6 protein-coding genes and 6 pseudogenes are annotated in these 7,483 nt (G+C 42.0%); 8 read left to right on the forward strand and 4 right to left on the reverse strand.

Annotated elements, in window-relative coordinates:
• A pseudogene (locus L1D11_RS21995) lies at positions 1-174 on the reverse strand (IS110 family transposase); the annotation flags it as partial.
• Positions 175-296: 122 nt separating this feature from the next.
• On the opposite strand from L1D11_RS21995, the gene L1D11_RS22000 reads away from it, so the two are divergent.
• A complete protein-coding gene (locus L1D11_RS22000; RefSeq protein WP_038483440.1) occupies positions 297-647 on the forward strand; it encodes a cupin domain-containing protein in 351 nt (116 codons plus the stop codon).
• A gap of 59 nt (positions 648-706) precedes the next feature.
• On the opposite strand, the pseudogene L1D11_RS22005 reads toward L1D11_RS22000, so the two are convergent.
• A pseudogene (locus L1D11_RS22005) lies at positions 707-1,504 on the reverse strand (IS110 family transposase); the annotation flags it as partial.
• 124 nt (positions 1,505-1,628) lie between these two features.
• On the opposite strand from L1D11_RS22005, the gene L1D11_RS22010 reads away from it, so the two are divergent.
• The gene (locus L1D11_RS22010) at positions 1,629-1,865 is read left to right on the forward strand and encodes a DUF6434 domain-containing protein (protein WP_239834465.1); all 237 of its coding nucleotides are present in this window, start codon (positions 1,629-1,631) and stop codon (positions 1,863-1,865) included.
• Positions 1,866-2,051: 186 nt separating this feature from the next.
• On the opposite strand, the pseudogene L1D11_RS22015 reads toward L1D11_RS22010, so the two are convergent.
• Positions 2,052-3,147 (reverse strand): annotated as a pseudogene (locus L1D11_RS22015) (IS110 family transposase).
• A 151-nt stretch (positions 3,148-3,298) separates the two neighbouring features.
• On the opposite strand from L1D11_RS22015, the gene L1D11_RS22020 reads away from it, so the two are divergent.
• The 5 genes and pseudogenes from L1D11_RS22020 to L1D11_RS22040 all read left to right on the forward strand — a co-directional run bounded on the left by L1D11_RS22020 (position 3,299) and on the right by L1D11_RS22040 (position 6,065).
• Positions 3,299-3,679: a hypothetical protein gene (locus L1D11_RS22020; protein ID WP_239834467.1), complete on the forward strand. Its 381-nt coding sequence runs from the start codon at positions 3,299-3,301 to the stop codon at positions 3,677-3,679.
• A gap of 254 nt (positions 3,680-3,933) precedes the next feature.
• Positions 3,934-4,050: pseudogene (locus L1D11_RS22025) on the forward strand (ISAs1 family transposase); the annotation flags it as partial.
• A 32-nt stretch (positions 4,051-4,082) separates the two neighbouring features.
• Positions 4,083-4,553 (forward strand): GNAT family N-acetyltransferase, encoded by a 471-nt coding sequence (locus L1D11_RS22030; protein WP_239834468.1) that lies wholly within the window; start codon positions 4,083-4,085, stop codon positions 4,551-4,553.
• Between the two features lie 495 nt (positions 4,554-5,048).
• Complete coding sequence (locus tag L1D11_RS22035; protein ID WP_239834470.1) at positions 5,049-5,345, forward strand: hypothetical protein; 297 nt, start codon at positions 5,049-5,051, stop codon at positions 5,343-5,345.
• A 219-nt stretch (positions 5,346-5,564) separates the two neighbouring features.
• Positions 5,565-6,065: a GNAT family N-acetyltransferase gene (locus L1D11_RS22040; RefSeq protein ID WP_239834472.1), complete on the forward strand. Its 501-nt coding sequence runs from the start codon at positions 5,565-5,567 to the stop codon at positions 6,063-6,065.
• Between the two features lie 162 nt (positions 6,066-6,227).
• On the opposite strand, the pseudogene L1D11_RS22045 reads toward L1D11_RS22040, so the two are convergent.
• A pseudogene (locus L1D11_RS22045) lies at positions 6,228-6,877 on the reverse strand (LuxR C-terminal-related transcriptional regulator); the annotation flags it as partial.
• A gap of 438 nt (positions 6,878-7,315) precedes the next feature.
• Between L1D11_RS22045 and L1D11_RS22815 the strand changes: the two are divergent.
• Positions 7,316-7,483 (forward strand): annotated as a pseudogene (locus L1D11_RS22815) (IS66 family insertion sequence element accessory protein TnpB); the annotation flags it as partial.

Genomic DNA, 7,483 nt, shown 5'->3' on the forward strand with positions numbered 1-7,483 from the left:
AGCACCACCGCAAGCTTCTAACCCTATACGCATAGGAGGCAGTTTTGCTATGGTATTAAGTAACTTAGAGCGTGTGACATTCTTGTGAAGAATGACTTTGCCATGCTGGTCAATAGCATGGACACTGAAGTGATTTTTGGCGAGGTCGATACCGCAATAAGAAAGATTAGACATGTTGCCTCCAGTTGTAATATTGACCACTTAAGTGTGGCAGATCCTCGGGAGGGGGAATCCATGTCATTCGTTATGGCGCTCAGTAGAGCTGCGGAAAATATTCAAAGAGGAATTCGGAAAAGATGATACGTAATTTCTACACTTGCGATAAAGAAGTCGACGAAAATAGCCACGATGGAGAAGGTTCAATAGATATCTATCGTGCATTCAGACGTAAAGATTTCGATGGTGCTTGGGATTTTGCCATCCGTGTCGTTATGCCACCTGGAAGCTCTATGGGTGAGCATACTCACGGAGATGATGAAGAAATGTATATCATTTTGAAAGGTGAAGGCACTATGACCATTGAAGGAGAGGATAGAAAAGTTGCTTCAGGAGATATGATAGTTAATAAACGTTTTGGCACCCATGGTTTGGTTAATACATCGGATAATGAAATTGAGTTATTGATAATCCAAGCAAGTCTAAAGTAAATCGCCACAACAAATAAGGATTAAGGTGTTGCGCAGCCAACACTAAATCCCGAGTGTTGAACAAGTCCAAGGTAAGCCATAAGTTTTCTTGGATGGTCGAACCGCCGTAAGTCACCCAGTTCAGCGATGGTACCGAGAGCTACGAGTAAACTCACTCCACGCATCGCTTGTATGGCTTTTACTACAGGATAATATCGCCAGTTTTTGGCTTGATGGAGCAGTTCATTATCGAGTCGTTGAAGGCGTTGTATCCGTTCATTGATCGTAATGATCATCTCTTGTAATACGATTTGTTGACTATGATGAGGAAGAATGAGGTCAGTGAGCCACCGTAGATGCTTTTTAGACCAGTTATCATTCACCGTAGCTTGGACATTATTACGAAGAAGAAAGCCTTTGAGTTGGAACTTTGCGCCTTTGAGATCTTTCATGGCCGTTTCTCTGGCACGTGAGAGGTCTCGAATGGCTTCATCCTCGGCTTCCGGAACATAGATGGGTGTAATCTCTTCGGCTTTTAAAAGTTTGGCGAGCTTTACGGCGTCTCTTTTGTCGGTTTTAACTCTATCACCTGGCTTCTTCGGTATCAGTGATGGAGCGACGACATCGCAGCAGTGTCCCATGCTCGTAATCAAACGATAAGTCCAGTAACCGCATGGTCCTGCTTCATAAACAAAGTGCAGAGTGGCTTTGGGATATTTGGATTGCAGTTGCTTGGCCAATTTAATTAGCGCGGCCTTATTGGATTTAATATGGCCTAACTGTTGTGGGTTTGCCCCTCGATGTTCTTGTAAAACAGCGACTTGAATAAATGACTTATGCGTATCTAAGCCAATGAAAATTATGCTATCTTTACTCATGCTAGCCTCCAAATTTAGTTGTTTAACGCACTAATTATGGCTCTGGCTTTTAGCTAACCCACGATATTGGAGGCTAGCACCTCGTGGGGGGCATTATGTCTATACAAAAGGAGGTTTCAAAACCATGGATAAGGTTGATTGGCATAAAAATCATATTGATGACAGCACAATAATTACAGATAGCTATAAAACGACTCAGAATGTACGCAGATATTTCAAATCAAAATTTGGCGAAAATTTTAAGTTTGATCGTGATTTCATGAATTGGATTAACAATGCCACAGGTTTAACAATGTGGGATGCCTCAGAAGAATGGGCTAAACGACAGAAATTAAAGTCATTGATATTAAAGCATAAGTGATTTCGTCGGTTGTCATGCTGATATACGTGGATTACTCATAGCGAGATGAGCAGCGCCTACCTTACTTATTTCGTCGTGGCACCTGTCTTCAGTCTATGCTCGAGGTTCAATAAAGCACGAGATTTATTGCCATCTTAACGCCGTCGGTGTGATGATCCATCCTATGCGTTAACACTAATTCGTTTCTCATGCAGGCAGCCTTGCAATCCGTGTTTTTGGATAGACTGCGCTAACGACTACTTCTCTCGCGATAGCCCAGATATACGCGATCATTTCTCTTGCGATAGCGGCGACATAATCGTTGCCAAGCAATCTCGACAATTTCTTTGGGCAGTCCTTCTTGTCGCAGTTGCAGTTCGACGGAGATGTTCGCTTTGTGCTTCTAGGTATGTGCGCCTTCAACGAGCAACCCTCGTGCTCGACTGTTTCCGCATTTGGTTAGGCTCCCTCGTTTTGTTTTTCCGCCACTGGAGCTTTCAGTCGGTACGAGGCCAACATAAGCCATAAGTTTTCTGGGATGGTCTAAGCGACGTAATTCGCCTAGCTCGGCAATGGTGCCGAGAGCAACAAGGAGTCGCACCCCCGGCATGGCCTGGATGGCTTTGACAAAAGGGTAGTAACGCCAGTGTTTGACTTGGTGTAATAACTCGTTGTCCAACCGTTGTAATCTTTGCATCCGCTCACTGATGGTTATGATCATCTCTTGCAATACAATCTGTTGGCTGTGATGGGGAAGAATGAGGTCGGTTAGCCACCGTAGATGCTTTTTAGACCAGTTATCATTCACCGTTGCTTGTACATTATTGCGTAGAAGGAAGCCTTTGAGTTGGAATTTTGCATCTTTAAGGTCTTTCATCGCGGTTTCTCGAGCCCTTGATAAGTCTCTTATCGCCTCGTCTTCAGATTCAGGAACATAAATAGGCGTTAGCTCTTCAGCCTTAAAAAGCTTGGCAAGTTTTGCTGCATCTCTCCTGTCTGTTTTGACTTTATCCCCTGATTTCTTTGGAATAAGGGAAGGGGCGATGACACAGCAGCAATGCCCAAGGCTGGTGAGCAATCGGTATGTCCAGTATCCACAAGGACCAGCCTCGTAAACAAAATGGAGGGTGGCTTTCGGGTATTTAGATTACAATTGCTGTGCGAGTTTAATGAGGGCGGACTTGTTGGACTTTATCCGTCCCAAATGCACAGGTTTAGCCCCGCGTTGTTCTTGCAAGACGGCGACTTGGATAAATGACTTATGCGTATCTAAGCCAATGAAAATTATGTTATCGTTATTCATGCTAGCCTCCAAATTTAGTTGTTTGAACACACTAATTATGGCTCTGGCTTTAAGCTAACCCACGAAATTGTAGGCTAGCACCTCTTGGGGGGCATTATGTCTATGTGTGCAAAGTGTCGTATGCACTTAGGATATAGAAGGATCTACTCGTATGGACGTTTTTGCACAAATTTCAATGAGGGGGCGGATTGTCTCATTTTGCCTATTTGTAGCTTGTGTATTGCTGTGGGCGGATGTTACTGGACAAACAGGTGAAAAAATAGATGTTAAATCAACAACTTTGAAGTTCATCGATTCTGGCTATATCGGAAGAGATAGTACGAAAAATTACTACTATATTCTAAACAATGGTCTCAAAGTTCGTGCACCAAGCTCGAACCCGATAAATGAACAATTCTTAACTGAATACCTAAGTGATGAATTAGTATGTAATGTAACTTACTTTGAGAATAATAGTATTATAAACAACGATGTAAGTATTGTTCATATGATTAAGTGCAGCAATGATGACTTGACTTACTCCTACAATTAGTAAGTCTATTTGTGCTCAAGACAGGTTTGGTCTATATGAATTCACACACACAACAAATAAGGATTAAGGTGTTACGCAGCCAACACTAAATCCCGAGTGTTGAACAAGCCCGAAGCCACTTTATTAAGTAAATTGTACGTTTGAACTTGAAGAGCACATCGCCTTGATGCTTTTCTCAAGGCGAGCGCAGGTATTGCAAGGTGGAGAGTTCCGCCTTATCAATAATTGAACTGTTCAATGTTGGTTCTTAGTGGCTCCGGGAAGAGCCAACTAAGCTAAGCATTGTTGGGAAACAAAAGCGATGCATGATGAATACGTCCATGCTAGAGGCAGTATTAAGTGCTGGCTTTAGTTTGGTGGTGAAAAACTAGACACTCATGCGGTCGCCCTGGGGAAAGAGAGTATGGTTAGAATTCGAAATTATCAGGAAAATGATGCTAAAGCGCTATGGGAGATCTTTTTCTACACGGTTCGCAACGTGAATATACGAGATTATTCTCAAGAGCAAGTCGAGGCTTGGGCACCAAGTGGATTTGACTTTGCGTTGTGGCAAAAGCGTATGGACGGGTTAAAACCTTTTGTCGCTGAATTAGATGGTCATGTTGTTGGCTATACTGACCTGCAGCCAAGTGGTTTAGTCGACCATTTTTTTTGCCATCATGAATATCAGGGGCGAGGTGTTGGCCGAGCGTTGATGGAGCATGTGTTCACGATTGGGCAAATTCGTGGGATATCAAGATACTTCTCAGAGGTAAGTATAACCGCGAGGCCATTTTATGAGCGTATGGGTTTTAAAGTAGTTAATGATCAGCAAGTCGATATGCGTGGAATAATGCTGACGAATTTCGTGATGGAAAAGGTTGTCGACAAGTAGGCTTACGCTAAGAACGAAGATTGTGAAGAGGAACAGGCCTAAAAGGATTATTAAACCTTTTTAAGGATAAATTTTGCTGATCTACTGGTATTGTCGATGAGTTCAAATTGTGTGCTAGCCAATTTGTCTAATCTTAAGGATTGAATGAATACAAGGTGTGTTGTTCATGAGTCATGTGAGTGGATTTTAAAATATATACATTAGTGTCGATGTTTTATTTTGCAATCGGAGTGTTAGCCCTGCAAACGGGGTCTCTGGGCTGTTTCCGCTCTTTGTCGTGGTTTTTTATTCTTTTCTTTTGTCATCAATTTATTACTTTGTTCATTCGGCCATAAAAATGAGAATGCCTAAGAATAAACCTCGAAAATGATTGTGAAAAACTCCTCTAAATCTCAATTGTGGGACAGGTGTTGATGATGTTTTTACAGTTGTCCTAGATTTCTTCTTTAATTTCAATGTATTATTCGGTTCGATTGAAAAGAGTGAGGGTAGTACGTGGGAATCGAAGCTTTAGCATTTGTTATGGATGCGCTAGTCACGGCATGTTGTATGTACATTGCATCTAAAATGTCGTTTGTGGTGGCGGATTTTAAGTCTCTTCTAACGATAGCGATCATCGTATCTTTAGTTTCTATGATCCCGACAGTGGGTTGGGTTCTAGGCCTAATACTGTTTGTATTTCTACTTGGGAAGGCAACGCATTCGAGTATTGGTGATTGTATTTGGGTGGTGGTGTTTACCAAAGTGGTGTCGATGGCCACGTTCCTGATATTCGGCCGACTGTTTGTATAATTTAATATCTACCTCATGCCTAAAGTGCCTAGCCAAAATCTATTGTTTGAATAGAGAAGGGGCATGACATTGTCACACCTCTTACATATCTTTTACATCTATTGTGTTGTCTATTGTTTAGGTAACAGTACAGCGTCAATGACATGTATCACACCGTTGCTCACTGCTATCCGTAATATGCAATGCAGACGATACATTGAAACTTATTAAGGAAGCGATTTGGATATACAAATTAGACATTTAGAAGCAACGGATAGCCAAGATTTATTCGATATTTATCGCCGTCCTTCGATTTCAGCAAACACGTCACAAAAACCATACCTCAGTTCTGACCAAGTGGATGGGCTATTCGGTCATTCAGACCATTTTACGTTAGTTGCTGAATCGCCCAAGAAGGTCGTCGGCCACATCACCTTGTTTATGACGACTAAGGTAAGGGACCGACACTGCGCAGGACTTGCTATTGCCGTTCATCCGGATGTTCACGGAAAAGGGGTTGGCAAAGCCTTGATGCAAGAAGCCATCAATCAAGCGGACAATTGGCTAAACCTCATCCGCCTAGAGTTAGAGGTTCATGCCGATAACAACGCTGCGATTACTTTGTACGAACGCGTAGGCTTTCAGCTAGAGGGTACTAAGCGATTGAGTACGTTTAAAAATGGTAAGTACATTGATATGTTGCTTATGTCGAGAATAAAGCCTGAATATCTAGCATCTTGAATTCGCCTTAGGTGATTGAATTTATTACCCGAATGAGAATTAAATTACCGCTGTAAAATCATAAAGCTCTCAAACTGCAGAAGTTTGAGGGCTTTGTACTTTTGTTTTGAGTTCTGATGTGTTGACTAACTAGCTCGGGTACTACTTTTTCGAAATCAACATTTATGGGTTATCTATACCGAAGCCGTTACGAAGCGCGAACTGTATTAGCTCCGTATGGTTATCGAGTTCGAGGATATCTAACATTCGATACTTGTGCGATTCTCACGTTCTTGGGCTTAAAAACAGTATGTCGGCACATTGCTTAGCAGTGTAACCTTGCTCCAACTACGTAAGTACAGCGCATTGTTTTTTGTAAGTAACAAGAGTTTTTCACTCTTATTGATATTACTGGCTTCATCACTGGTCACACTACTAGTCGTTTTGGAGTGTTGCCAAAAACAGAGCCAAACATCACTCAGCATTTTGATTCGCTTCAAATCACGCTCTTCAATCGGAGTGTCGTAACGCTTGAACCTAGAGAACCCGATAGCGTCCCATTGCTGCCCAAATAGTGATAAGCTCACGATGGCGTGCCGATGAGCGCCTTCTTGATAGAGCTCACGTAGCGGGTCGATTTTGTGATTCGCGAGTGATTGCTCTGGAAATAGCTGCCAACACCCTTTGGAGCGTAAAAGCTTTAGGTATTCAAGGTAGTTACCTTTTAGAAAGCGCTCCATCTCGAGTTCGGGTATCCCGACTTGAGAGACAGACATGCTTTTCCCTGTATCTAAAAGAATCATCGAGTTTGGAGACAGAGCCAACCTAATTAGAGAATGCTGTTTGGATTAAACTGAATTTAGTACTTAAGTGTTAGAGCGCCGGTGAACCATGGTGGTGATTAGTACAAGGTAAATAGTTCTCTACTAAGGCTTGTTAAATACCTAAGTTTATTAGACGAGTCTTGGGTAACGTCAACATAGTGAGCCGACTGTGTAGGCAGCATGTAATGTTGTTATTTCCATTGCCTTATCCGTTGTTCGTTATCAAAGTGACTTAAGTTACTAAAATATAATATTTTATTTGAATAAAACCTTCTGTATTGGCAATGATGAACTACATTTAAAAGAGATGTAATGATACATTTTCATGTGTGAGATTGTTGGAGGAGGAATAAATCATTGTTAGATCGTAAGCGCTCCATAAAACCCGCATTCTAATCGCCTAGCGCGAAGAATAAGATCAAGTCTCCAACCATGAGGAGATTTGAAATGGCAAAACGACACACTAATCAAGAGTGGCAAACACTCATCAAGCAGTCTGAATCGAGTTCATTGTCAACGCTTGCATTTTGTAAGCTTAATGAACTCAATCCCTCGACGTTTTATGCTAAGCGCCAGCAACTCAAAAAAGCAGATGTCTCTCAAGGCTTTGTACGG

Source organism: Vibrio sp. Isolate32, assembly GCF_022397955.1.
Taxonomy (GTDB): domain Bacteria; phylum Pseudomonadota; class Gammaproteobacteria; order Enterobacterales; family Vibrionaceae; genus Vibrio.

Bases quoted from the DNA above. Each gene is read 5' to 3' on its own strand.
- L1D11_RS22000 (WP_038483440.1), top strand. From the start codon at position 297: ATGATACGTAATTTCTACACTTGCGATAAAGAAGTCGACGAAAATAGC.
- L1D11_RS22010 (WP_239834465.1), top strand. From the start codon at position 1,629: ATGGATAAGGTTGATTGGCATAAAAATCATATTGATGACAGCACAATA.
- L1D11_RS22020 (WP_239834467.1), top strand. From the start codon at position 3,299: ATGGACGTTTTTGCACAAATTTCAATGAGGGGGCGGATTGTCTCATTT.
- L1D11_RS22030 (WP_239834468.1), top strand. From the start codon at position 4,083: ATGGTTAGAATTCGAAATTATCAGGAAAATGATGCTAAAGCGCTATGG.